At 48.7% G+C, this 22,178-nt stretch carries 22 protein-coding genes, 1 other RNA gene and 1 pseudogene; 15 read left to right on the plus strand and 9 right to left on the minus strand.

What is annotated here, in order from left to right; genetic code table 11:
* Window positions 1-16: 16 nt before the first annotated feature.
* Window positions 17-1,270 (minus strand): type III-B CRISPR module RAMP protein Cmr1, encoded by a 1,254-nt coding sequence (gene cmr1 / locus H3L95_RS04330; protein ID WP_182096215.1) that lies wholly within the window; start codon window positions 1,268-1,270, stop codon window positions 17-19.
* 266 nt (window positions 1,271-1,536) lie between these two features.
* Here cmr1 and H3L95_RS04335 point away from each other — a divergent pair, with 266 nt between their 5' ends.
* From H3L95_RS04335 to H3L95_RS14185, 4 genes and pseudogenes are all read left to right on the plus strand, one after another.
* The gene (locus H3L95_RS04335) at window positions 1,537-1,944 is read left to right on the plus strand and encodes a hypothetical protein (protein WP_003762306.1); all 408 of its coding nucleotides are present in this window, start codon (window positions 1,537-1,539) and stop codon (window positions 1,942-1,944) included.
* 198 nt (window positions 1,945-2,142) lie between these two features.
* Entirely contained in the window at window positions 2,143-3,150 is a 1,008-nt protein-coding gene (locus tag H3L95_RS04340) for an IS5 family transposase (protein WP_182096216.1), read from the plus strand.
* 1,259 nt (window positions 3,151-4,409) lie between these two features.
* Window positions 4,410-4,598: an excisionase family protein gene (xisR, locus tag H3L95_RS04345; protein ID WP_003743139.1), complete on the plus strand. Its 189-nt coding sequence runs from the start codon at window positions 4,410-4,412 to the stop codon at window positions 4,596-4,598.
* A gap of 32 nt (window positions 4,599-4,630) precedes the next feature.
* Window positions 4,631-5,563, plus strand: a pseudogene (locus tag H3L95_RS14185) (tyrosine-type recombinase/integrase); the annotation flags it as partial.
* Window positions 5,564-5,753: 190 nt separating this feature from the next.
* Here H3L95_RS14185 and ssrA read toward each other — a convergent pair.
* Window positions 5,754-6,116, minus strand: a transfer-messenger RNA (tmRNA) gene (ssrA, locus tag H3L95_RS04360).
* 159 nt (window positions 6,117-6,275) lie between these two features.
* On the opposite strand from ssrA, the gene H3L95_RS04365 reads away from it, so the two are divergent.
* From H3L95_RS04365 to H3L95_RS04405, 9 genes are all read left to right on the plus strand, one after another.
* Window positions 6,276-6,707, plus strand: a complete 432-nt coding sequence (locus H3L95_RS04365) for a type II toxin-antitoxin system RatA family toxin (RefSeq protein WP_003756250.1) — start codon at window positions 6,276-6,278, stop codon at window positions 6,705-6,707.
* Window positions 6,700-6,975: an RnfH family protein gene (locus H3L95_RS04370; protein WP_003756256.1), complete on the plus strand. Its 276-nt coding sequence runs from the start codon at window positions 6,700-6,702 to the stop codon at window positions 6,973-6,975. Before H3L95_RS04365 ends, H3L95_RS04370 begins: the two co-directional genes overlap by 8 nt.
* Before the next feature lie 84 nt (window positions 6,976-7,059).
* Entirely contained in the window at window positions 7,060-7,638 is a 579-nt protein-coding gene (pth, locus tag H3L95_RS04375) for an aminoacyl-tRNA hydrolase (RefSeq protein ID WP_003756257.1), read from the plus strand.
* Between the two features lie 53 nt (window positions 7,639-7,691).
* Entirely contained in the window at window positions 7,692-7,898 is a 207-nt protein-coding gene (locus tag H3L95_RS04380) for a hypothetical protein (RefSeq protein ID WP_003756259.1), read from the plus strand.
* On the plus strand, window positions 7,895-8,281 hold the full coding sequence (locus tag H3L95_RS04385; protein ID WP_003756262.1) for a VanZ family protein: 387 nt from the start codon (window positions 7,895-7,897) through the stop codon (window positions 8,279-8,281). Before H3L95_RS04380 ends, H3L95_RS04385 begins: the two co-directional genes overlap by 4 nt.
* 296 nt (window positions 8,282-8,577) lie before the next feature.
* A complete protein-coding gene (locus H3L95_RS04390) occupies window positions 8,578-9,357 on the plus strand; it encodes a (Fe-S)-binding protein (protein WP_003756265.1) in 780 nt (259 codons plus the stop codon).
* Window positions 9,354-10,055, plus strand: coding sequence for a LutC/YkgG family protein (locus tag H3L95_RS04395; protein WP_003756267.1), 702 nt, complete (start codon window positions 9,354-9,356; stop codon window positions 10,053-10,055). Before H3L95_RS04390 ends, H3L95_RS04395 begins: the two co-directional genes overlap by 4 nt.
* Window positions 10,052-11,506 (plus strand): LutB/LldF family L-lactate oxidation iron-sulfur protein, encoded by a 1,455-nt coding sequence (locus H3L95_RS04400; protein ID WP_003756269.1) that lies wholly within the window; start codon window positions 10,052-10,054, stop codon window positions 11,504-11,506. The genes H3L95_RS04395 and H3L95_RS04400 overlap by 4 nt, the downstream gene beginning before the upstream one ends.
* A 219-nt stretch (window positions 11,507-11,725) precedes the next feature.
* Entirely contained in the window at window positions 11,726-12,733 is a 1,008-nt protein-coding gene (locus tag H3L95_RS04405) for an IS5 family transposase (RefSeq protein WP_003756271.1), read from the plus strand.
* 320 nt (window positions 12,734-13,053) lie between these two features.
* Here the strand turns inward: H3L95_RS04405 and bioB are convergent, their stop codons facing one another.
* On the minus strand, window positions 13,054-14,106 hold the full coding sequence (gene bioB / locus H3L95_RS04410; RefSeq protein ID WP_040667979.1) for a biotin synthase BioB: 1,053 nt from the start codon (window positions 14,104-14,106) through the stop codon (window positions 13,054-13,056).
* Between the two features lie 481 nt (window positions 14,107-14,587).
* On the opposite strand from bioB, the gene H3L95_RS04415 reads away from it, so the two are divergent.
* Window positions 14,588-15,037 (plus strand): hypothetical protein, encoded by a 450-nt coding sequence (locus H3L95_RS04415; protein ID WP_003756279.1) that lies wholly within the window; start codon window positions 14,588-14,590, stop codon window positions 15,035-15,037.
* Window positions 15,038-15,230: 193 nt separating this feature from the next.
* Here H3L95_RS04415 and H3L95_RS04420 read toward each other — a convergent pair whose 3' ends face one another.
* The 6 genes from H3L95_RS04420 to H3L95_RS04445 are packed head-to-tail and all read right to left on the minus strand — an operon-like array spanning window position 15,231 to window position 21,503.
* Entirely contained in the window at window positions 15,231-15,887 is a 657-nt protein-coding gene (locus H3L95_RS04420; RefSeq protein ID WP_003756281.1) for a MarC family protein, read from the minus strand.
* Between the two features lie 11 nt (window positions 15,888-15,898).
* Window positions 15,899-17,062: a rod shape-determining protein RodA gene (gene rodA / locus H3L95_RS04425; RefSeq protein ID WP_003756282.1), complete on the minus strand. Its 1,164-nt coding sequence runs from the start codon at window positions 17,060-17,062 to the stop codon at window positions 15,899-15,901.
* On the minus strand, window positions 17,055-19,076 hold the full coding sequence (mrdA, locus tag H3L95_RS04430) for a penicillin-binding protein 2 (RefSeq protein ID WP_040668040.1): 2,022 nt from the start codon (window positions 19,074-19,076) through the stop codon (window positions 17,055-17,057). Before mrdA ends, rodA begins: the two co-directional genes overlap by 8 nt.
* Before the next feature lie 27 nt (window positions 19,077-19,103).
* On the minus strand, window positions 19,104-19,607 hold the full coding sequence (gene mreD / locus H3L95_RS04435) for a rod shape-determining protein MreD (protein ID WP_003756286.1): 504 nt from the start codon (window positions 19,605-19,607) through the stop codon (window positions 19,104-19,106).
* A gap of 7 nt (window positions 19,608-19,614) precedes the next feature.
* Window positions 19,615-20,454: a rod shape-determining protein MreC gene (mreC, locus tag H3L95_RS04440; protein ID WP_003756288.1), complete on the minus strand. Its 840-nt coding sequence runs from the start codon at window positions 20,452-20,454 to the stop codon at window positions 19,615-19,617.
* Between the two features lie 11 nt (window positions 20,455-20,465).
* Complete coding sequence (locus H3L95_RS04445) at window positions 20,466-21,503, minus strand: rod shape-determining protein (RefSeq protein WP_009312924.1); 1,038 nt, start codon at window positions 21,501-21,503, stop codon at window positions 20,466-20,468.
* A gap of 226 nt (window positions 21,504-21,729) precedes the next feature.
* Between H3L95_RS04445 and gatC the strand changes: the two genes are divergently transcribed.
* Window positions 21,730-22,020, plus strand: coding sequence for an Asp-tRNA(Asn)/Glu-tRNA(Gln) amidotransferase subunit GatC (gene gatC, locus H3L95_RS04450; protein WP_003741352.1), 291 nt, complete (start codon window positions 21,730-21,732; stop codon window positions 22,018-22,020).
* The last annotated feature ends 158 nt before the right edge of the window (window positions 22,021-22,178 follow it).

Genomic DNA, 22,178 nt, shown 5'->3' on the forward strand with positions numbered 1-22,178 from the left:
TCAGCTTTCCTCTTTTTTATTTCGTAAAATAATTCAAAAACGCATCAATTGGATTACCACCTCTGTTTTCACTTAACGGCTTAACCTTCTGTGCCTTGCCTTCATCCCACAGCGTTACTGAGTGTACAGTTACCTTATTTTGTTTTTTTTCTAATAACTCGGCAGAAACATTTAAAACCTTATCCAAAGGCAGGCTCAATGCGGCAGCCTGAAAGCCTCCCTTGCCATCCCAAACAGGGCGAATAATTAAAGGGCTGGCCATACGTTCCTTACGTTTAGGCTGTAACGTTGTATCTGCTGGCTCATCACCACCAACAAAATGAAAAATAATCGGCATACCGAATACACCGCGCGCAAATAAATCTCCGGCAGGATGTTCCGGTTTATGCCGATCAGAATGTGTTCGCGTTATACGGCGAATTTCATCAGGTTCCGACCAACGGCTGCGACCGGCAGGTTTCGTCGTATCAGATGAGGGATGATTGCGTCCAATACCTACACCTTGCCGAAAATCGCGTAATCGTTGGACTGCTTCTTTCCAAGCTAATAAAGCATGATTAGTACTTGTGCGCAGCACCAATTTGCAACCTGCCTTCATTACTTCATCAATACTCAAAGGCTGTTTGAAAACAGGATTAGAACTGTCCTTAACCACAAACGCACCACATCCGCGCCGGGTACGCGCACCAATCCCTCCAAAATTTACCCACCAGCGTAAAGTTTCCAAAACCTGTTCCCTATCTGTTTCGTTTGCCTTTTCACTCAAACGCCATTGCAAGGTCCAAGTCAAACCCTCTTTAATCAATAACGTTTTTTCACGTTTTTCCTCACTATCCATCGGAAACAAAACATAAGCATAAGGTTTTAAATCATTACTCTTACTCTTCGAACGTACTTTTTTATCTGAAGGTAGAGACGAATCCAAGCTGCCTTGAAAATAAGAAATCTGTTTAACATTTAATACATCAAGCACACGCAAAAACACCAAACTCGCAGCAGCTTCTTCACCGATACCGCCCCACAAACGAAATTCCGCTTCACGCAAACTTTTTTCTTTCAAATTCCATTTTTGCTGAGCTAACAGCCGCCACCAAAAACGTAACTGACCACGAATCGCTGTAGCACGAATGGGCATCAAGACATCAGGCATGGCTGCCTGAACACCACCGCCATAAATAGGCGTCACAAGCTCACAGTAAATTTCCTGCCAAGCCTCCTTGCTTTCAGGCAGTTTTTCCATCGGCCCAAAATCGGGTATTAATAAAGCCATTTTCTTATCCTTTGTTATTTAACCAGCAAGTTACTTTATAACGAAACTAATCAAATTTTGCATTATACACAAATTTGTTTAGCATTCATAACTCATAAAAATGAGACTTGAGAACAAAATTACTATAACTGATAATAGACTTCTAATAGTAATAGGCGATATTAGTAAATCGCAGATTTAGTTAAGACTAAACGTTACGTTAATAGAATCCGATCAAAACCTGATTTTAAAGTGACACACAGCCACATCACGAAAACAACTGGATTATGCCATTAAAAATTAAGAACTTTTTATCTATTACTGATGCTGAGAGAATCGATTCAGCTTTAAATCAACTGCCTTGGACTGGATCGAGCATAGATTGGGATAAGATTAAAGGCGAGAAGCTGCGTATTTCCTTATTTGGAGAAATAACGACAGCATCAATTCATTATGATACTTTTAAAAGATTTAAAGCTTGCCAAGGGAAGAACGTGGTAATTTACTACTCGCCATCACATCAACCTTGGATACTGGATACGGATGATTTTATCTATAATTGGTTAAGTATCTTTGAAGAATTACTTGATTTTCCTAAATTTATAGTATTTTGTTATGAAAAAATTTGGCAGCCTGGATATTTAGAAAATTCAATAGAATGCGAACCTATGGGTGAATTAATTGGTTTAATCTGAAAAAGAACCCTAACACGCGTAATATCTGAATTTGCGCAGAAGGCACGGATTTTTGCTTACGATTTTTTATGCCATTCATTGCAATCAGTTTTTCAAAAAAGCCGAAATTCTTTAATGGCTGCATGAAAACAGCCAGAGACCTTTGCAAAATTCCCCAAAATCCCCTAAATTCCCACCAAGGCATTTAGGGGATTTCTCATGAGCACCTTCTTCCAGCAAACCGCACAAGCCATGATCGCCAAACACATCGACCGCTTCCCACTATTGAAGTTGGATCAGGTGATTGATTGGCAGCCGATCGAACAATACCTGAATCGTCAAAGAACCCGTTACCTTAGAGACCACCGAGGGCGTCCTGCCTATCCCCTGTTGTCCATGTTCAAAGCCGTCCTGCTCGGACAATGGCACAGCCTCTCCGATCCCGAACTCGAACACAGCCTCATCACCCGCATCGATTTCAACCTGTTTTGCCGTTTTGACGAACTGAACATCCCCGATTACAGCACCTTATGCCGCTACCGCAACTGGCTGGCGCAAGACGACACCCTGTCCGAATTGCTCAAACTAATTAACTGCCAACTGGCCGAAAAAAACCTAAAAGTAGAGAAGGCATCCGCCGCCGTCGTTGACGCCACCATTATTCAGACCGCCGGCAGCAAACAGCGTCAGGCCATAGAAGTTGATGAAGAAGGACAAGTCAGCGGACAAACCACACCGAGTAAAGACAGCGATGCCCGCCGGACAAAGAAAAACGGCCTCTACAAACTCGGTTACAAACAACATACCCGTACCGATGAGGAAGGCTATATCGAGAAACTGCACATCACTCCTGCCAATACCCATGAGTGCAACCATCTGTCCCCTTTGTTGGAAGGCATTGCCGAAGGTACGACCGTCTATGCCGACAAAGGCTACGACAGTAAGGAAAACCGGCAACATCTGAAAGAGCATCAGTTGTTAGACGGCATTATGCGCAAAGCCTGCCGCAATCGTCCGCTGACGGAAGTGCAAACCAAACGCAACCGATATTTGTCGAAGACCCGTTATGTGGTCGAACAAAGCTTCGGTACGCTGCACCGTAAATTCCGCTACGCCCGGGCAGCCTATTTTGGTCTGCTCAAAGTGAGTGCGCAAAGCCATCTAAAGGCGATGTGTTTAAACCTGTTGAAAGCGGCTAACAGGCTAAGTGTGCCTGTTGCCGCCTAAAAGGCGGCCCGGATGCCTGATTATCGGGTATCCGGGGAGGATTAAGGGGGTGTTTGGGTAGAATCGGTGGATATTTGAAACGAAAACAGCCGAAAACCTGTGTTTGGGGTTTCGGCTGTCGGGGGAGGAAGGAATTTTGCAAAGATCTCTATATCATTGAATCAAAACGAATACTGCGGGTAACGAAAACAGTATCAACAATGAAACGATTGACCACGAACCTAGGTACTCCTCCGGACATTAGGGGAGATAGATGCCGGTCGTCGGTATACATCATCACTGCTTTATTAGGTTTCACTTTTCACTGAGTGAAAGAACCAGGTTCTTGCAATCATCTTTCAGCCAAGCAAAGCTGTCTGCCTCAATCCCCCTTTTGATTGCGGACTTGGTCTCGGCAATCTGCCCATTGCCCGTCGGTATGACTTTCTGCATCAGTGCGGATATGCTGTGAGCAAGCCTTAAAGTGCCTTTAACCCGGCATGCATCACAGTAGTTGCCGGTAGTGACTGCTGTACGGATTCCATTTGTACTAATACGCTGATCTGATTTTGTCAGCCGCCGATAAACCAGGTCCGGATAACGCTAGCGATACCTACATCGGCGCACAGGATATCGGAACCTTGTCCGCTCAATCGGTGCTTGATTAGGCTCAACAGATGGGGAAGTGTGCCTGACCAAGTTCTCCGGTTAGTGAGTTTTGCCAAGGACTCAGGTAGAAACCATTTCAAAAATATCAATCCATTGATATTTAATATTATTTCTACTTTATATTAAAAACCATGCGGCACTCAGCATTAACAGAACCTAGTTCCATTACATGAATACACTTGTGACCATCGTACTTTTTATAGTGATAACCAGCTACGCCAATCCAAAGTAACCTGTTATTCACTCAGTGAACAAGGGCTTTTCTACGTTTCAAACCGCCATATGGTCTGCCAATATTCATCCTTCTTTGAGAATGGGCTGAAAAAAATTTTAGGGCTTTTTGCTGCTAATATAGCAGGTACCGACATAGGCAATGGATGCGCACCTGACACTGTTGCTTATCCCAACGGTAAATCACCCGCCACGACGCTGTGTGGAACACAATCTGCCGTGGGCAATGGATTGACTAAGCCGCTTAAAGGCGAACTTTAAATTTGGAGAAAAAATGCAAACAGAAAGACGACTCAGGTTACCTGATGTCCGCCACATGGTTGGCTACGGCACTACGACCACTTACTGCAAGTCCTAATTACTCATATGGAGGATTGAATATGCTGAACCAAATCCAGTTGAAACGTTACGCCGAATTGTCAGGCTATACAGAAAAGGCTTTAAGGGACAAAATCAGCACCGGTGTTTGGGTAGAGGGACTCCACTACTACCGTGCGCCCGACCGCCACATCTTAATCAACGTAAAAGAGGTAGAAAAATGGCAACGAAACGAATACCAACCGGTGTAGTTATCCGCGATCGTAGTATCAAAATATGGTTCATGTATCGAGGTAAACGATGTTGGGAAAGCCTGCCGCTCAAGCCCACCACCGCTAACATCCGGCACGCTACTAAACTCTGGGAAGAAGTATGTACCCGAATCGCCATCGGCGTATTCGACTACGCCGAATTCTTCCCCGATTCCAAACGGGCTGAAGAAACGGAGCGCAGCCCCTCCTTCCGTGAGATGGCCGAAGCCTGGCTAGCCACCGTTAACCAGCTATCCCACTCCACACTATCCCGCTATCGCGGCATGCTCAACAGCCACGTCCTGCCTAAAATTGGCGACATGCCGATAGACCGTATCCAGTACAGTACCCTAGCCGGGCTGCTGACTACCTTAGACTGTAGCGCAAAAACTCGCAATAACGTCGCCACCGTTATTCGGCAGCCGTTTGTTCTTGCGCTCCGCGACGGTAGGATAAAAGACAACCCCGCCCAGCATCTAGCCAACGCCAAAGTGCAGAAAGAGCCGCCCGACCCGTTCACACTCGAAGAGGCCGAATCCATCCTAGACTGCCTGAAAAACAAACCTGTGTTTCACAATTACTTCGAACTGGCCTTTTTCAGCGGTATGCGTACCAGCGAGCTCATCGCCCTCACTTGGCAGGACATCGACTTCCAGAGGCAGTGCGTGCGCGTAAACAACGCATCCGTGGCTGGCAAGCTGAAAAGTACTAAAACCCACAGCTACCGAGACATCGAACTCAATAGCCGCGCCTTGGAAGCCTTACGCAGGCAATGGCAAAGAACAGGAGGACTAGCAAGCGGATACGTTTTCATCAATCCAAAAACTGGCAGCCCGTTTGAGAACGACAAAGTACCTTGGAGACCGTGGCAGCACGCCATAAAAATAGCGGGGGTAAGGTACAGGAAACCCTACAACACCCGCCATACATTTGCCACACTCAACCTCATGGCCGGAGCCAACCCCATGTGGGTAGCCCGGCAGATGGGACACAGCACCATGAAGATGCTACTTGAAAACTATTCCCGCTGGATTGACTTGGCCGACAAGCAGCGTGAAAAGTCTAAAATCGAGCAGCTTTTTGATGGGAAATGTGCCAATAGTGTGCCAAAAAACACAGAAATGAAGATAAGTATAGGATATTTATCGGATATCTTGGTGGAGGCGGGGGGAATCGAACCCCCGTCCGGAAGTCCTCTACAAAGCGTTCTACATACTTAGTCGTGTCTATTTAAAATCTCGTTCCTATCATGCCGACCGACAGGCCTTCTAGGAACCAGTTACCTTAAATCTTATTTCCCGCCAAGTAACCCGACGGAAAACCAGTCAATGTAGAATGACGTTGCGGTAGCTTGCGCTACACAGCCCATTGACCAACTGCTGCAACGGCAGGCCTTAAGCGGCCAGTGCGTAAGTTTCGTCGTTTGCGACTATTTAGATTCAGTGTTTTACGGGAAATCTGAGACCCCGGTATGCCCGCATCTGCTTTGCAACCCCCGTCGAAACCAAGATCGCCCCCAGATGGGAAAGGTCGATTATACGCATATCGTTATACTTTGCCAAGCAGGACTGCCTTGATGATGAGTTGGATTGGGATGGTTGCAGAGATTCGAGGTCGTCTGAAAAATACAGTGAATTCGTTTATAATACCGCTTTCCGATTTTGAGCCTGTTTGAGCATGAAAAAGGTTGAGAAGAATATCTTGGTTTTGCACAGCGCGGAGCAAATGTTTGAGTTGGTCGATAAGGTTGAAGACTATCCGAAATTTTTGCCCTGGTACAGTAAAACTGAAGTTATCGAACGAAAAAACAATGAGTTGAAAGCGCGTCTTTTTATGGACTATATGCGTGTCCGCCAATCATTTGCTACGCACAATCACAATATTCCCGGTAAGGAAATCCGAATGGATTTGTTGGAAGGACCTTTTAAAATCTTGCGGGGAACATGGAAATTCTTAGATTTGGGCGACGATATGTGCAAAGTTGAATTTAAATTGGAATATGAATTTTCCAACTCTGTCTTATCTGCCATGATTTCGCCTGTTTTCAGCCATTTGTCCGGAGCATTGGTTGATGCGTTCGTTAAAGAAGCGGATCGCCGTTATGCTTGAGATTGAAGTCGTTTACGGTTTGCCCGGCAAGCAAGTGTTGAAAAAAATGAATGTGCAAAATGGCTGCACGGCGCGTGAAGCGGTATGCCAAAGCGGGCTGGATGAAATATTTTCTGAATTGGACTTACAAACTGCTCCGCTGGGAATTTTTGGCAAATCAGTTAAAGATGAGACGCTTCTTCGCGATAAAGATCGGATTGAAATTTATCGCCCATTATTGATTGATCCTAAAGAGGCACGCCGCAAACGTGTACAGAATCAGGATTGAAAGTTAACCAGGGTCGTCTGAAACCATGTTCAGACGACCTTTTATTGAAAATTGCCATATTTTCTGAGGTATTGAGAAATAATTATGTCGAATAAAATCAAAATGATCGTCGGACTGGGAAATCCCGGGGGCGAATACGAACAAACCCGCCATAATGCAGGATTTTGGTTCTTAGACGAACTTGCGTGGCAGTGGAAAGTATCATTTAAAGAAGAGAAAAAATTTTTTGGTGAGGTGGCGCGGGCGAATCTGCCTGGTGGCGATGTGTGGCTGCTTAAACCCATGACTTTTATGAATCGTTCCGGCCAGTCTGTTGCCGCACTCGCGCAGTTTTACAAAATCAAGCCCGAAGAGATACTAGTTGTGCATGACGAATTGGACATTCCTTGCGGCCGTATCAAATTTAAACTTGGCGGCGGAAATGGTGGACACAACGGCTTGAAAGATATCCAAGCCCGTCTTGGTACACCTAACTATTACCGTTTGCGTTTGGGTATAGATCATCCGGGTGACCGTAACCTCGTTGTCGCTTATGTATTGAACAAGCCAAGTGCAGAACACCGCCAACAAATTGATGAAGCAATTGCCAAATCATTAAAAGCCATACCGAAAATAATGGCGGGCGAATGGGAAGAAGTTACACGTTTCCTGCATAGCAAATAAATTCTGAGTTTATCCGTCCATTATCCGCCCTCCTCTTTTGAAAAATCCCCTATATGTCTCAGATTTTAGAATTAATCCAGAATGAACCCGTCGGCGTAGTGGAAGAAACCCTTGATTTCCTGCTGTACGAATGCAGTATAGATGATGCACCGACAACAGAGGAAGTTGAACAATGGCGCGATATATTGAACGGACGCGGCAACAAATTCATCCGCCTTGCAGCTATCTGCCAAACTTGGTTGGATGAGGAACAAAAATGAAGTTTTACATCAATAAATTCAGCCTGTTGGCTATCGTTTGGTTTGTGGCCGGTATCTATTCTTTGATTTTCAAGGAATCTGGCAATACGCCGCCACCGTTTCCCAATTTCGACAAAGTAGCCCACTTCGCTTTGTTTTTTGCCCAGATTTGGTTATTGGCAAAATCTTATATTCACGAAAAAGCAAAAATTCCGTATCTCGGTTTGTTGATATTCGCACTTCTGTTTGCTGTTGGAAGTGAATGGGCACAAGCTACGTTTACCACAACACGCGAAGGCTCTATTGGTGACGGCATTGCGGATATGTTGGGCTCAGGTGTCGCGTTATGGGTTGCAGCAAAAATTAATACATCCAAAAACCCTTCTTCTTCCCAGTCCCATTAACTACCCTCCCCTATTTTTCTATAAAACTATTTGAAACCCGGGTGCAATCGTATTTGTTGAACACCCGGGCATTCATATGGATTGATTCATTTATTCATTAATAAATGAGTTAGCTTTTAAATATAATGATATTTATTCGCATATAACTATTTACATTTGTGGAATCAGTATTTCAGACGACTCATCAATCGTTTCCAATATTATTTTTTAAAATTATACTTGACCGCCTACATGCAATTACTTAAAGTAGCCGTCTATTTATACAAAGAAAAACGGGTACTCCCGTTAACGAAAAAATGAGCGCAATCACCCCACCCAAAATCACTACATTCGACAGCAAGCCGACCGATGTTTATTTCTTCGGCACCTGCGTCCTCGATCTTTTCATGCCCGAAGCAGGTATGGATGCTATTACTTTAATCGAGCAGCAAGGCATACGGGTTCATTACCCGATGGCGCAAAGCTGTTGCGGCCAACCCGCCTACTCTTCCGGTCATCCGACCGAGGCGTTTGATGTCGCCAAAGCGCAACTCGACCTTTTCCCTGAAAACTGGCCGATCGTCGTACCGTCCGGCTCGTGCGGCGGCATGATGAAACATCACTGGCCTACCCTGTTTAAAAATACAGAATACGAATCCAAAGCGGTGGATTGTGCCAGCCGCATCATTGAGTTTACTCATTTCTTGCTTGCCATCGGCTACAAGCCTGAAGACAAAGGCGAGCCGGTCAAAGTCGCCGTCCACACTTCCTGCGCCGCCCGCCGCGAAATGAATGTCCATATTTCAGGCTGGCAGTTGATTGACGGCATGGAAAACGTTGAACGTATCGTTCACGACCATGAAAGCGAATGCTGCGGCTTCGGCGGTACATTCTCCGTCAAACAAGCCGATATTTCCGGCGCGATGGTAACCGACAAAGTTGCCGCGCTGAAAGAAACCGGTGCGACCGAAATCATCAGCGCGGACTGCGGCTGCATGATGAACATCGGCGGCAAAATCGCTAAGGACGAGCCGAATATGCCGCGTCCGAAACACATCGCATCCTTCTTGTTGGAACGCACCGGAGGCAAAGCATGAGCGCGCGCGAAAATATTTTGGCAAAACTGAAAAAAGCCGACGCATTGCCGATGGAAGAGCCTGCGGTTTTTGATTATTACCGTGAAATGGGTGTTTCTTGGGACAGTGAAGTTGAGCGTCTGAAACATTGGGCTGCCGCTATGCGCGCCGTCAAAACCGAAATTTATTGGGTGACCAAAACCGGCTGGCCGCAAGTATTCCGTCAAGCAGCCGAAGGCAAAGGTTTAAAAAACATCCTGCTGCCGTTGGCGACCGAACACGGACAAATCGCTCGTGCCGCGCTGGTGGACAGCAATATCGAATCGATTGCTTTCGAACGCGAAATCGATACTTGGAAAACCGAGTTCTTCACGAACATCGATGCAGGCTTTAGCGGCTCGCAATGCGGCATCGCCCGTACCGGTACGCTGATGCTGTTTTCCAGCCCCGAAGAGCCGCGTACGTTGAGCCTTGTTCCGCCCGTGCATTTCTGCCTGTTTGATACGGCGAAAATGTATAACGAATTTCACAACGCTGTCGAAGGTGAAAAACTGGTGGAAAACGGTATGCCGACTAATGTTTTTCTGATTTCCGGCCCGTCCAAAACCGCAGACATCCAACTGACGCTTGCTTATGGCGCGCACGGTCCGCGTGATTTGGTCATCCTCGCCATCCTGCCTGACCACATTTCCCCTGCTGATTTGGAGGAAAACGCATGACTACGCAAACCATCAAGTTCCACATGAAGCCGGAAACTTTCAAACAAAACGCCGCAATTTCCCTTCAAGACAAGCCTTTGCGTAAAAGCCTGCGTACCGCGATGGATATGCTGATGACCAAACGCAAAGCCGTTTTGACCGACGAAGAAGAGCTGCAAAGCCTGCGCGATTTGTGCGAACACGTCCGTCAGCGCTCATTGTCTAAATTGCCTGCCCTGCTGGAGCAGTTGGAAGAAAACCTGACTAAGCTGGGCGTGAAAGTACACTGGGCGGAAACTCCGGCCGAGGCCTGCGAAATTATCCACGACATCATTACTGCCAAAAATGGCAAGCTGATGGTCAAAGGTAAATCTATGGTCAGCGAAGAAATCGAGCTGAACCATTATCTTGAAGCAAAAGGCATTAAAGCGGTGGAAAGCGACTTGGGCGAGTTTATCGTCCAAATGGCAGGCGAAAAACCGACCCATATCGTGATGCCTGCCATTCACAAAACCAAAGAACAGGTTAGCGAACTTTTCCACCAAAACCTTGGCACACCATTGACAGACGACGTAGACCAACTGACCGGCTTCGCCCGTAAAGCGCTGCGCGATATTTACAGCACTGCCGATGTCGGCTTGAGCGGCGTAAACTTCGCTGTTGCTGAAACAGGCACACTGTGTCTGGTTGAAAACGAAGGCAACGGTCGCTTGAGCACTACCGTACCGCCCGTGCATATCGCCATTACCGGTATTGAAAAAGTTGTGGCAAAATTGTCCGACATTCCTCCCTTGTACAGCCTGCTGCCACGTTCTGCCATCGGTCAGAACATTACCACCTATTTCAATATGATTACCGGTCCGCGCCGCAGCGAAGAGCTGGACGGTCCGCAGGAAATGCACTTGGTTCTGCTCGACAATGGACGCAGCCAAGCCTATGCCGAAGACCAAATGCGCCGTACCTTGCAATGTATCCGTTGTGGCGCGTGTATGAACCATTGTCCGGTTTATACCCGTATCGGTGGCGCGGCATACGGCACAACCTATCCCGGCCCTATCGGCGAGATTATTTCTCCGCATCTATTGGGCTTGGATGCCACCCGCGACCTGCCAACCGCCTGTACCATGTGCGGCGCGTGCGTAGAAGTTTGTCCGGTGCGCATCCCGATTACCGAGCAAATGCAGCGCCTGCGTGTCGAGGCACAACGCTCACCGACCGAAGTCGTACCGCATCCCATCCGCGGACAAGGCGCATCGCATACCTTCGGCGAACAAATGGCATGGCGTACATTCAACGGCATTTTCAGCGGCAGCAAAACCTACCGCGCCTTCGGTTGGGCGGCCACCAAATTCCGTGCATTGACGCCGAGCAAGCAAATGGGCTGGACGGACAACCGCGTTCCGATGAAACCTGCCAAGAAAACGCTGCATGAAATGATGGCGGAAAAAATGCGCCAAAAAGAAAAAGCGTAAAGCTGAAAATCAATAAAGACGTATATTTGCCATCTAAACAGCAACGGTCGCCTGAAAATCGTAAACTGCACATTAGTAAGCCGGAGACCAAATCCAGCTTACTAATGTGCAGTTTTTTATAGCTTAATATAGGCATATCTAGGATATATATAGTGGGAGACCTTTGCAAAATTCCCCAAAATCCCCTAAATTCCCACCAAGACATTTAGGGGATTTCTCATGAGCACCTTCTTCCAGCAAACCGCACAAGCCATGATTGCCAAACACATCGACCGCTTCCCACTATTGAAGTTGGATCAGGTGATTGATTGGCAGCCGATCGAACAATACCTGAATCGTCAAAGAACCCGTTACCTTAGAGACCACCGAGGGCGTCCCGCCTATCCCCTGTTGTCCATGTTCAAAGCCGTCCTGCTCGGACAATGGCACAGCCTCTCCGATCCCGAACTCGAACACAGCCTCATCACCCGCATCGATTTCAACCTGTTTTGCCGTTTTGACGAACTGGGCATCCCCGATTACAGCACCTTATGCCGCTACCGCAACTGGCTGGCGCAAGACGACACCCTGTCCGAATTGCCGGAACTGATTAACCGACAACTGGCCGAAAAAAACCTAAAATTAGAGAAGGCATCCGCCGCCGTCATTGACGCCACCATTATTCAGACTGCCGGCAGCAAACAGTGTCAGGCCATAGAAGTTGATGAAGAAGGACAAGTCAGCGGCCAAACCGCACCGAGTAAGGACAAAGATGCCCGCCGGACAAAGAAAAACGGCCTCTACAAACTCGGTTACAAACAACATACCCGTACCGATGAGGAAGGCTATATCGAGAAACTGCACATCACTCCCGCCAATACCCATGAGTGCAACCATCTGTTCCCTTTGTTGGAAGGCATTGCCGAAGGTACGACCGTCTATGCCGACAAAGGCTACGACAGTAAGGAAAACCGGCAACATCTGAAAGAGCATCAGTTGTTAGACGGCATTATGCGCAAAGCCCACCGCAACCGTCCGCTGACGGAAGCGCAAACCAAACGCAACCGATATTTGTCGAAGACCCGTTATGTGGTCGAACAAAGCTTCGGTACGCTGCACCGTAAATTCCGCTACGCCCGGGCAGCCTATTTTGGTCTGCTCAAAGTGAGTGCGCAAAGCCATCTGAAGGCGATGTGTTTGAACCTGTTGAAAGCGGCCAACAGGCTAAGTGTGCCTGTTGCCGCCTAAAAGGCGGCCCGGATGCCTGATTATGGGGCGTCCGGGGAGGATTAAGGGGGTGTTTGGGTAGAATCAGTGGATATTTGAAACGAAAACAGCCGAAAACCTGTGTTGGGGTTTCGGTTGTCGGAGGAAGGGCTTTTTTGCAAAGGTCTCAGTGGATTAACTTTAAACCAGTACGGCGTTGCCTCACCTTGTCCTGATTTAAAATTAATCCACTATAAAAAGGGTTTTCAAGGTAAAGGTCGTCTGAAACCGTGTTTGAAGCATTGGCTTTGTAAACACGGTTTTCAGACGACCTTGTTTATCGGAAATTTAGGCAAGAACGATTAATAATCCACTTTAATCTTGGGCGTTTCCTGCGCCGCTTCGTATTCTTCTTCCAGCTCAAACCGCAGCGGATACAAATCCAGTTTTTCCATCAACAGGCGGTCGCCGTCTTCGTCGGGGTTTTCGGTGGTTAAGAGCTTGTCGCCGTAGAAAATCGAGTTCGCGCCCGCCATGAAACACATTGCTTGCATGGATTCGGGCATATTGCTGCGCCCTGCCGACAGGCGGACGTAGCTGTGCGGCATGGTAATCCGCGCTACGGCGATGGTACGGACGAACTCAGTCCAGTCCAAATCTTCGGCATCGGCCAGCGGCGTACCTTCCACTTTGACCAACTGGTTGATCGGCACACTTTCGGGCTGCGGGTCGAGGTTGGCGAGGCTGGCAATCAGTCCGGCGCGTTCGGCGCGGGTCTCGTTCATACCGACGATGCCACCGCAGCAGACTTTCAAACCGGCATTGCGGACTTTGCCTAAGGTATCCATGCGATCTTCGTGTTTGCGGGTATGGATGATGTCGTTGTAGCGCTCGGGGTCGGTGTCAAGGTTGTGGTTGTAGTAGTCCAAACCTGCTTTTTTGAAGTCTTCCGCCATACCGTCTTCGAGCATACCAAAGGTGCCGCAGGTTTCCATGCCCAATCCCTTCACGGCTTTGATGATTGCGGAAACCGTCTCCACGTCTTTGGGTTTGGGGCCGCGCCATGCCGCGCCCATGCAGAAACGGCTTGCGCCGCGCGATTTGGCGATTTTGGCTTTTTCGACGATTTCATCCACATCCATCATCTGCTCTTTGCCCAGATTGGTGTTGTGGTGCGCCGATTGCGGGCAGTAGGCGCAGTCTTCGGGGCAGCCGCCGGTTTTGATGGACAACAGGGTGGAAAGCTGGATTTCGCGCGGGTTGAAATTCTGGCGGTGGATTTCGGCAGCTTGGTAAACGAGGTCAAGGAAAGGCAGCCCGAACAGGGCTTCGACATCGCATTTTTTCCAATAACGCGCGGTCGGATGCGGCTTGCGCTCGGTCTTACGGCGCAAGGCGACGGGAGAGATGGTCATAGTGTGTTCTTTCGTGTTTACAGCGGCGCAATGACGCTGACTGCCTGACTGCCGGCGCAATGACGGCAGCGGCGTGGTTAGATAAGTTGACATCGATATTATTTGCCTCAAAGGATGAAATCATTCAAATACTTGAACAATTTTGGCAGCCCATAAAATCATAAGACTGCCACCCTACTCTCGATGCCGCATGGAGTGTAACGCTTTTGAAAACTCAGGGCAAAATTTTTTAGCTTCTCATTCAAGAAATAAACTGAATTTCCTATTTCCATTGATGGAAACCAAATTTTCAGACGACCTCCAATAAGCGGAACAAATTTATCCATGTGCGATATTGGCGAATAAGCAGATTCAAACTAGAATCGATAAATTAATCACATTGCACTCGCCAACCCCGCCGAATACATGGCGCTCGCCCCGATTCAAACTAGAATCGATAAATTAATCACATTGCACTATGACTATAAATTAAAAAAGGAATATGATGAATCAGCCTAAAATTAAAGCATATTGGAAATCTGCCGCTATGCTGCTGGTTGCATTTGGCGTACAAGCACTCTTGTTTTTATTATTGCTTTACATGTATGTTTTAGATAAAGGAAATCCGTCCGTTTTAGAGATATCGGGCAGTGTTTTGATTTTCGCTTCCCATGCACTACCCGCCATGCTGCTATGCACCCTTGTCGCGAAACGTTTGTGCTTGCGGCGCAGCGTAGTAGGAACGCTGTTGTTTGCATTGCTTTCAGCGGCAGGTGTGGTAATCACGATTGCGGCATCTGAAAAGATATTGATGCTGATATATCAGCGTTCAACGACATTGGATTGGCAAATGTACACCGGAGTTGGAATAATGGGGGCAATTGCAGGCGCGATTGCTTCTTTGCTGTTGCCAAGGTCGTATGAAAGCAAATCCCTCAATATAGTGGATTAAATTTAAATCAGGACAAGGCGAGGTAACGCCGTACTGGTTTAAAGTTAATCCACTATAAATAGTGACATAGCTTTGACAATTGTATTTTGGATAGATATTGGCGCAATATACTAAAGGTCGTCTGAAACCTTGTTTCAGACGACCTTTTCCCTTGAGAAAGATAGACAGTTTGCCTTCTATACAAACCGATGAACTAGCCTGCCAGTTGCGGAAAAATGGATTTCAATCCTGCAACGATGATTTCTACGGAGACGGCGGCAAGCATCATGCCCATGATGCGGTTGAGGATGGTCAACCCTGTCGTGCCCAGTTTTTTGCTGATTCGCCCGGCGACGATGAGGATGGCGTAGCAAATCAGGCTGACGAGGAAGCCTGCGGTAAGGATCAAAGCAATATCACTGTAATTTTTGGCGGCTGAGGCGTAGATGATGACGGTAGAGATACCGCCCGGACCGATGGTGATGGGAATAGCGACGGGAACGACGGCGATGGCTTTGGCGTTTTTCTGGATGTGTGGTACAACGCCCTCTTCCTTGTCGCCACCGATATTTTGTTTGGCGGGGTTATCGTTGCCGTTCATCATGGAGATGGCGATAAGCAATACCAAAATACCGCCGCCGACTTGGAAAGAGCCGACGCTGATGCCCAATATTTTCAACAACATCCCGCCCGTCAAGGTGAAGACGGCAATGACGATAAAGACGGCGAGCGCGGCGGTGCGGGCGATGCGGCGTTTTTCTTTGGTGCTGTGATCCTGCGTCAAATCAAGGTAAATCGAGAGCGCGCTGAACGGGTTGATCAGTACAAGGAAGGCAACCAAAAGTTTGCCGATTTCTACACCTAATTCCATTTTTTATTCCCTTATTGGTTTTTTGTAGAGACGTTTACGTCCGCTTTGTCATTGAATTCGTAGCGGCGTTTGGTTTTGTGTTCGCTGGAAATACCCATCAGCAGCGCAAGTACGGTCATGATGGAGAGTGTTGCAGTGCCGCCGTAGCTGACCAACGGCAGGGGGACGCCGACAACGGGCAAAATGCCGCTCACCATGCCCATATTCACAAAGGCGTAGCAGAAAAAGGTCATGGTCAATGCGCCAGCAAGCGTGCGGCTGTAAAGCGATTGGGCTTTGGCGGCAATCAGCAGTCCGCGCGTCAGGATAATGAGGTAAACCAACAGCAGCAAGATGTTGCCGATCAAACCGAATTCTTCGCCATATACGGCAAAAATGAAGTCGGTCGTGGACTCTGGAATGTAATCCAAATGCGTTTGTGTGCCGTTGAGCCAGCCTTTCCCCCAAACGCCGCCCGAACCGATGGCAATCATGGATTGGATGATGTGGTAGCCTGCGCCCAAAGGGTCCTGCGTCGGGTCAAACAGCGTCAGGACGCGGGTTTTCTGATAGTCGTGCATCCCGTAGTTCCACAAAAGCGGCAATGCGGCAACAAAGGCAATGATGGCGGCAAAGATGACTTTCCACGGCAGGCCTGCGAAAAAGACGATGAAAATACCCGATGCCATAATCAAAACTGCCGTACCCAAGTCGGGCTGTTTCAAAATCAGCGCAACGGGGATGAGGATTAAAAGCATGGCGATGATGTAGTGAAACCATTTCAGACGACCTTCGTGCCGTTGGAAGTACCAAGCGACGGTCATGGGCAGGACGATTTTCATGATTTCGGACGGCTGGATGCGCGTGAACCCCAGTTCCAACCAGCGTGTAGAGCCATTGACGGTCACGCCTGCGACTTCGACGGCGACAAGCAGCAACACGCCAATCAGGTACATCGGCAGCGCAACCTTTGCGGCATCACGCGGCTTGAACGAGGCGACAAACCATAGCAGGGCGAAGCCGACAACCGTATGCAGGGTTTTGTGTTCAAGCTGGCCGAAATCCTGCCCGTCCGCCGAATAGAGCAAAAACAGGCTCATGATGTAGATGGCGAGCATGGGGAAAAACAGCCACGGGTCTATCGGAGCAGATACGGTGCGCTTAATTTTCGCCCACATTCCAACCGTTTCATTCATGATTTGCTTCCTCCTGTTTCAGACCGTAGGCTTTTTGGAATATGGTCGGCGGTTGGGGTTGTGTGCGGTGTTGTTGCGGTTCGGGCATTCCGCCTGCGTCGGGGTCGTCTGAAAACTGCTGCGGCTTGACGTTGAGCATATAAAAATCGGTCAGGCTGCGGGCAAGCGGTGCGGCGTAGGCACCCCAGCCGCCGTTTTCCAGAATCACGGCAATGGCGATTTCAGGTTTTTCCAAGGGGGCGAACGAGATAAACCACGCATGGTCGCGGTGTTGCTCGCGCAAGGCTGCGGCGTTGTAACGACCGCCCTGCTTGATTTGCACAACCTGTGCCGTGCCCGTTTTGCCGCCCATGCTGTAAGCCAAACCGCCGCCGATGCGGTGTGCCGTACCGCCCGGTTTCAAGACTTTCTCCATCGCCTGTTTGACGTATTCGAAGTTATCTTGTTTGAACGGGATTTTGTATTCAGGATTGGGATTGATACGCGTGATTTTTCGTTTGTCGAAATCCAACAATTCTTTCACCAAATGCGGCTGATAAACCACGCCGTTATTGGCGAGCGAAGCGGTGGCGTGTGCCATTTGCAGCGGGGTGTAAGCGTTGTAACCCTGCCCGATGCTGACCGAGACCATCTCGCCTGCGCGCCATTCTTTAGTGGTAGGATCGGACGATTTGGCAAAGCGTTTCGCCTTCCATTCGCGGCTGGGCAAAACACCCGTATATTCGCTGGGCAGGTCGATGCCGGTTTTTTTGCCGAAACCGAATTGCGCTAAATACGGCGACGCTTTGTCTATGCCCATTTCGTAGCCCAAGCGGTAGAAAAAGGTATCGGACGACACCTGTATCGCCTTGCTCAAATTCGCCGAGCCGTGTCCGCTGCGTACGGAATCTCGGAAAATGTGGCGGCTGCCGGGAATGCTCCATGCGCCGGGCGCGGGAACGACCGTCGTTTGGGTAATTTTACCGCTTTCCAGCAAAGCCATGCCCATAAACGGCTTAAACGTCGAGCCCGGCGGATACAGACCTTGCGTTACGCGGTTGACCAACGGCTTTTTCCAGTCATCATTCAAGGCTTTCCAAGTTTCGCTGTCGATACCGTCGATGAAGAGGTTGGGATCGAAAGATGGTTTGGAAACAAAAGCCAATACCGTACCGTCTTGCGGATTGATGGCAACAATCGCCCCGCGCCTGTCTCCCAATATTTTATCTGCCTCTTGCTGCATGCGGATGTCCATGCCCAAACGCAAAGTTTGCCCCATGCGCGACGGCACATTTTTCAAGACGCGAACAATATTGCCGTAAGCGTCTTTTTCCACTTCTTGATAGCCGGGCGCGCCATGAAGCTGCGGTTCGTAATATTTTTCCAGCCCCGATTTGCCGATGTGCGTGCTGCCGCGATAGAGTGCAGTCAAGCCCTCTTCTTCCAAAATTTCCTGATCTTTGTCGCTGATGCGGCCGATGTAGCCTAAAAAGTGTGAAGTCAGCTTGCCATAAGGATACTCGCGGAAAGTGCGCGAATTGACTTCTACACCTTTAAATTCATTAAGATGCACGGACAATTTCGCCGCTTCTTCATCTGTCAGGCGCAGCTTGAGCGGGATGTTTTCAAATTTGCGGTAGCTTTCGCGGTATTTGTGGAAACGCTTCAAATCAGTAGGCGTAATATCGACATACTTCCGCAGGGCTTCGATAACATCCTCCATCTTACCCTCAATGCGGCTGGGGATGACTTCCAACGAAAATACAGGATAGTTTTTTGCCAACGGTACGCCGTTGACATCTACGATTTCGCCGCGGACGGGCGGAGTCGGAATTAATGTGATGCGGTTGCTGGATGCCTGCCCGGAAAAATCGTCATGCCGGAACACTTGCAAATAGACAAACCGCGCCACCAATGCGGCAAACAAAACCACAATCAAGATAAACGCCACCAGCAGACGCAATAAAGAATCGGCTTGCGCTGCCTTTGCAGTCTGTGTTTTACCGCTACCGCCATTTTTCAGACGACGTTTCATAGTATTCAGTATGGACATGGTTTCACGTTATCTGTTGGCGCGATAAAAATTGGTCAGCACCAGCATCAACTGGCTCAAGAAAGGCCAAAGCAGCGCGCCTGCCAAAGGCGCGATGAAACTTTGCCAAGTAATGATTTGGTTGTTGAGGAACAGGCGCGCCGCCACCAAAACCGCCTGATGGCAGAACAATGCTGCCAATACCGCCCCTATCTGCATGATGTGGCCGTAGAGCATGATTTGACGGCGCGTGTTCAAGACGAAATACACCATGACCGTATAAGACAATGCGTGCAGCCCCAAAGTTGCTGCCGTTGCGGCATCGACTATCAAGCCGAGCAAAAACGCAATGCCCATGCCGACGCGTTGGGGATGATGCATAGACCAATAAAGCAGCATCAGCGCAGTCAGTTCGGGCAGCCAAAAAAATACATCAAAGGGAAAAGGCATGAAATCGACAAGCATGGTTACGGCAAAACTTGCCGCAATCACGCCGACGGGCATGGCACGGTAGGAATCGTCAAAATCGTTCATGAATGATTTATTGGGAAGAATGGGAAGAAGACAGAACCAAAACAAAGCGGCTGCGGCGCAAGGCGGCAAACGGGGTCAGTTCTGTGTCGTAATAAGGCGTACCGGAAGCGCGGACGACTTTATCCACGCGGGCTACGGGAATGCCTGCCGGATAAATGCCGTCCAAGCCGGAGGTAATCAAAACATCCTGCGGCTTTAAATCCGAACCCGTCGGGAAATAGCGCAAATCCAAACCCACGCCATTGCCGTAGGCGAGATTGCGTTCGCCCGTACGCTCAACGGCAACAGGGACGATACTTTGCGCAGCCGCCATCAGCTCGACTTCCGCACTGTTTGCGTGAACTAAGGTAATCCGCCCGATTAAGCCGTTTTGGTCGATAACGGCATCGCCTGCCGCTACCCCTTCGCCACTGCCTTTATTGATAATCAAACGCTCGGACAGCGGGTCTTTGCCACTGGACAATACTTCAGCACCGATGACATTGCTGATGCCTTTTTGCTGCATGCCGTATAGCTTTTTCAGCTCCTGCAATTCGCTCAGGTTGACCTTATCGCGTTGAAGCTGGATTTTCAGACGACCGTTTTCCTCCAAAAGGAGACGGTTTTGTTCCAACAGCTCGGTTTGTGATTGAGATTGGTTGGAAAAATATTGATAGAGACGGACCGGCTGGTTTGCCAGCCATTGCACCGGATAAAGAATCTCTGCCGCCGCAGTGCGCACGGGCTGCATCAGGTTGAAACGGCCGTCCGCCACCATAATGCCGGCACCCAGCAAAAGATACGCAATAAAACGAGGCAACAGCTTTTGGCCCTTTGCCTCGTCAAACCGTAAAGAAGAATGTTCCATTTCAGCCTGCCTTACGGGTTATCCACAAAGACGGCATTCCATTTGCCGATATAATCCAATGCTTTGCCCGCACCATAAGCCACACAGTTCAAAGGCTGGTCGGCAATGCCGACAGGCAGCCCCGTCGCATCCGCCAAAACCGTATCCATACCGTGCAACAGTGCGCCGCCGCCTGTAAGCATAATACCCCTGTCGGCAATATCACCAGCCAACTCAGGCGGAGCCTGTTCCAATGCAAGGCGTACGGCGCGGATAATCTGATTAACCGTTTCGCTCAAAGCCTCGCGCACCTCTTCCGAAGTAATGGCAATCGATTTGGGCGTACCTTCCGCCAAATCACGTCCTTTAATCCTCATGGCGGTTTCGGTTGCAAAACCTGAGGCTGAACCGATTGTTTTCTTCAATTCTTCAGCCGTTGCTTCACCAATCAACACACCGCGATGACGGCGCAGATAATGCACGATGCTCTTATCAAACTCATCGCCTGCCGCACGGACGGAGGCGGAATAAGCCATACCGCCCAACGACAAAATGCCGATTTCCGTTGTGCCGCCGCCGATATCCACCACCATCGAACCGGCAGTATCCTCAATCGGCAAACCCGCACCCAAAGCAGCCGCCATCGGCTCCTCAATCAAATGTACGGAAGATGCACCTGCGGCAAACGCAGAATCCAAAATTGCCTTGCGTTCCACTTGGGTTGCCCCGCCAGGCACGCAGATCACTACGCGCGGCGGCACAACCGAATTGCCTTGTATTGCTTTTTTAATCAACATACCCAGCATACGCTCGGCAATCGTAAAATCAGCAATCACCCCGTCCCGCATAGGACGGACGATTTCAATATTGCGCGGCGCGCGCCCCTGCATTTTCTTGGCTTCCGTACCCACGGCGACAATCTTGCTTTTACCGCCCGTACCCGATTGAACCGCCACCACAGACGGCTCGTCCAAAACAATGCCTTTACCACGCACATAAATCAACGTGTTCGCCGTACCCAAGTCAATGGCGATATCGTTTGAGAAAAAACGGGATAAAAAACGAAACATAAAATACCTGAATATCGGCCCAGCACCGATTTTATTTAATTGTTATTCAAAATATTAAAAACATGGAAACAACGCCTTTTCAGACGACCTCCCCACTCCCCGTATGAAACGCATGGCGAAATCACACGCCGTTTGAGTAGTTTTCGGTTATAATTCCTCGTTTCATCGAAGAAGAACGCAATGATACCCCAATAAAGGGGCGTTTGCTATCAGACAAGGATTTTTTATGGCTTTAAGCTTAACCGATGTGGAAAAAATCGCCAAACTCTCACGCCTTTCGCTGACCGAGGAAGAAAAAGGCAAAACCCTCTCAGAATTGAACGACATTTTCGCCATGGTCGAAAAGATGCAGAGCGTGAATACCGATGGTATCGAGCCGATGGCACACCCCCACGAAGCCGCCCTGCGCCTGCGCGAAGATAAAGTTACCGAAACCGACCATGCTGCCGAGTATCAAGCCGTCGCGCCGGAAGTGCGCAACCGCCTGTATATCGTGCCTCAGGTAATTGAAGAATAATTTTTTCAGACGACCTCATTATATTGAAATATGAAATCTAAACTTGGGTCGTCTGAAACTCGTTTTTTTCCTTCGAAATTTCAATCACTGTTCAGCCTACGTTTTCGGCAACACTTTTCCGAATATTTGCCTGAAAACAGAAACCGTCTCAAATTAGG

Source organism: Neisseria sicca, assembly GCF_014054945.1.
Taxonomy (GTDB): Bacteria; Pseudomonadota; Gammaproteobacteria; order Burkholderiales; family Neisseriaceae; genus Neisseria; species Neisseria sicca.

Excerpts from the sequence above, each read along its gene's own strand:
- cmr1 (WP_182096215.1), bottom strand. The coding sequence starts at position 1,270 with ATGGCTTTATTAATACCCGATTTTGGGCCGATGGAAAAACTGCCTGAA.
- H3L95_RS04335 (WP_003762306.1), top strand. The coding sequence starts at position 1,537 with ATGCCATTAAAAATTAAGAACTTTTTATCTATTACTGATGCTGAGAGA.
- H3L95_RS04340 (WP_182096216.1), top strand. The coding sequence starts at position 2,143 with ATGAGCACCTTCTTCCAGCAAACCGCACAAGCCATGATCGCCAAACAC.
- xisR (WP_003743139.1), top strand. The coding sequence starts at position 4,410 with ATGCTGAACCAAATCCAGTTGAAACGTTACGCCGAATTGTCAGGCTAT.
- H3L95_RS04365 (WP_003756250.1), top strand. The coding sequence starts at position 6,276 with ATGAAAAAGGTTGAGAAGAATATCTTGGTTTTGCACAGCGCGGAGCAA.
- H3L95_RS04370 (WP_003756256.1), top strand. The coding sequence starts at position 6,700 with ATGCTTGAGATTGAAGTCGTTTACGGTTTGCCCGGCAAGCAAGTGTTG.
- pth (WP_003756257.1), top strand. The coding sequence starts at position 7,060 with ATGTCGAATAAAATCAAAATGATCGTCGGACTGGGAAATCCCGGGGGC.
- H3L95_RS04380 (WP_003756259.1), top strand. The coding sequence starts at position 7,692 with ATGTCTCAGATTTTAGAATTAATCCAGAATGAACCCGTCGGCGTAGTG.
- H3L95_RS04385 (WP_003756262.1), top strand. The coding sequence starts at position 7,895 with ATGAAGTTTTACATCAATAAATTCAGCCTGTTGGCTATCGTTTGGTTT.
- H3L95_RS04390 (WP_003756265.1), top strand. The coding sequence starts at position 8,578 with ATGAGCGCAATCACCCCACCCAAAATCACTACATTCGACAGCAAGCCG.
- H3L95_RS04395 (WP_003756267.1), top strand. The coding sequence starts at position 9,354 with ATGAGCGCGCGCGAAAATATTTTGGCAAAACTGAAAAAAGCCGACGCA.
- H3L95_RS04400 (WP_003756269.1), top strand. The coding sequence starts at position 10,052 with ATGACTACGCAAACCATCAAGTTCCACATGAAGCCGGAAACTTTCAAA.
- H3L95_RS04405 (WP_003756271.1), top strand. The coding sequence starts at position 11,726 with ATGAGCACCTTCTTCCAGCAAACCGCACAAGCCATGATTGCCAAACAC.
- bioB (WP_040667979.1), bottom strand. The coding sequence starts at position 14,106 with ATGACCATCTCTCCCGTCGCCTTGCGCCGTAAGACCGAGCGCAAGCCG.
- H3L95_RS04415 (WP_003756279.1), top strand. The coding sequence starts at position 14,588 with ATGATGAATCAGCCTAAAATTAAAGCATATTGGAAATCTGCCGCTATG.
- H3L95_RS04420 (WP_003756281.1), bottom strand. The coding sequence starts at position 15,887 with ATGGAATTAGGTGTAGAAATCGGCAAACTTTTGGTTGCCTTCCTTGTA.
- rodA (WP_003756282.1), bottom strand. The coding sequence starts at position 17,062 with ATGAATGAAACGGTTGGAATGTGGGCGAAAATTAAGCGCACCGTATCT.
- mrdA (WP_040668040.1), bottom strand. The coding sequence starts at position 19,076 with ATGAAACGTCGTCTGAAAAATGGCGGTAGCGGTAAAACACAGACTGCA.
- mreD (WP_003756286.1), bottom strand. The coding sequence starts at position 19,607 with ATGAACGATTTTGACGATTCCTACCGTGCCATGCCCGTCGGCGTGATT.
- mreC (WP_003756288.1), bottom strand. The coding sequence starts at position 20,454 with ATGGAACATTCTTCTTTACGGTTTGACGAGGCAAAGGGCCAAAAGCTG.
- H3L95_RS04445 (WP_009312924.1), bottom strand. The coding sequence starts at position 21,503 with ATGTTTCGTTTTTTATCCCGTTTTTTCTCAAACGATATCGCCATTGAC.
- gatC (WP_003741352.1), top strand. The coding sequence starts at position 21,730 with ATGGCTTTAAGCTTAACCGATGTGGAAAAAATCGCCAAACTCTCACGC.